The 1697-nt window shown below is 69.5% G+C and carries 2 protein-coding genes; both read right to left on the bottom strand.

Annotated features, from left to right (window positions below):
* Window positions 1-675: epoxide hydrolase family protein (locus ACOADB_RS28870; RefSeq protein ID WP_378607382.1), on the bottom strand; the 675-nt coding region annotated here is incomplete at its 3' end.
* 16 nt (window positions 676-691) lie between these two features.
* On the bottom strand, window positions 692-1697 hold a 1006-nt coding region (locus tag ACOADB_RS28865), incomplete at its 5' end, for a class I adenylate-forming enzyme family protein (protein ID WP_378607379.1).

Below are 1697 nucleotides of genomic sequence, written 5' to 3'. Positions count from 1 at the left end.
GCCGCGCCTCTCGCTCTCGGACGCTCGAGCGCGGTCCTGCTCGGTCGCCATCGACACCGGAAGAGTGAGGTGCAGTCCGCGCACGCGATCGGGGTGCCGGCGGGCCAGGGCGGTACTGACCACCGCACCCCAGTCGCCGCCATGGGCAACGAAGGTCGGATACCCGAGGGCGTCCATCAGTGCGGCCCACGCGTCGGCCGTCCGCTCGATCCCCCAGCCGGCGCTGCTCGGCCGCTCGCTCCATCCGTAGCCCGGCAACGACGGGGCCACGACATGGAAGGCCTGCCCCTTGACCGGGTCGGTGAGGAGCGGAATCAGGTCGAGGAACTCGAAGCAGGTGCTCGGCCAGCCGTGGGTCAACAGCAGGGGTACGGCGTCCGGCCGGCTCGAACGAGCGTGGATCGCGTGGATCCCCAGACCGTCGATCTCGACCCGGACCTGCGGCACGGAGGCCAGCCGCTTCGCCAGTCGGTCCCAGTCATACCCGTCACGCCAGTGGACGACCAGGTCCTGGAGATCACTCAGGGCGGGCCCCTGCGCCCCGCCGGGCTCGGTCGCCTCTTCGGGCCACCGAGTGCGCGCCAACCGTTCCCGGAGGTCGGCGACCTGACGGTCATCGACCTCCGGGACGAAGGGCTGTGGCAGTCCTGTCTCCGGCAGCGGCAGGACGGGCATGGCGGGTGTCGAACGATCAGGCGTCGACGGGAGCAAGCTTGGACGCGATGTCGGCGCGCAGCAGGTGCTTCTGCACCTTGCCCGTCGCCGTCATCGGCAGCGTGTCCACGATCTCGATGCGCTCCGGGAGCTTCGGGGTCGCGACGTTGTGCTCGCGCAGGTAGGTCGTCAGCTGCTCCAGCGTGATCTCGTTGCCCGCGGCGGCCGGGACGACATACGCGCAGACCTTCTCGCCCAGGCGCTCGTCGGGCATGCCGACGATGGCGACGTTGGCGATCGCGTCGTGGGCGAGCAGGTGCTCCTCGAGCTCCCGGGCGCTGATGTTCATGCCGCCGCGGATCACGATGTCCTTGAGGCGCCCGGTCACCCGGACGAAGCCGTCAGCATCCATCCGACCGAGGTCACCGGAGCGCGAGAAGCCGTCCGGCGTGAACAGCGCCTCGGTCTCCTCGTCGTTGCGGAAGTACTCGATCATGTGGCTCGGGCCGCGGTAGGAGATGTCGCCCTCCTCGCCCCGTGGCACCTCGTGCCCGTCAGAGTCGACGACCTGGATCGCGGCACCGTCGAGCGCGGACCCGTCCGAGCTGGCCGACCGGGAGGCGTCGTCCTTGACCGTGCACATGGTCGTCAGGAAGTTCTCCGAGCGACCGTAGAGCGAGAGCGTCTGGCAACCGGCGAACAGCTTGCTGGAGGCCTCGACGACCGAACCGGGGATGGGCGATCCCGCGCAGACCCACAGGCGCAGGCTCGACGCGTCGTGCTTCGCAGGGTCGTAGGCACCCATCAGCATCTGCAGGAACGGGGTCGCGGTCACGGCGGCGGTACAGCCGTGCTCCTTGATCAGGTCGTGCGCCAGCACGGGGTCCCACGACTCCATGAGGTACGACTTCGCGCCTGCCAGCAGGGGCAGCAGCACGCTGGTCACCAGACCGGTGCTGTGCGTGATCGGGGAGGGACCGAACTGCACGTCGTCCTGGGTGTACTCCAGGCTCTTCGCAATCGCGGCCGCGCTGGACCGGACA

This window comes from Nocardioides sp. CPCC 206348 (genome assembly GCF_048654705.1).
Lineage (GTDB): Bacteria > Actinomycetota > Actinomycetes > Propionibacteriales > Nocardioidaceae > Nocardioides.
Note: the sequence above shows the minus strand (reverse complement) of the source record. Positions and strands in the feature narration are given on the sequence as shown.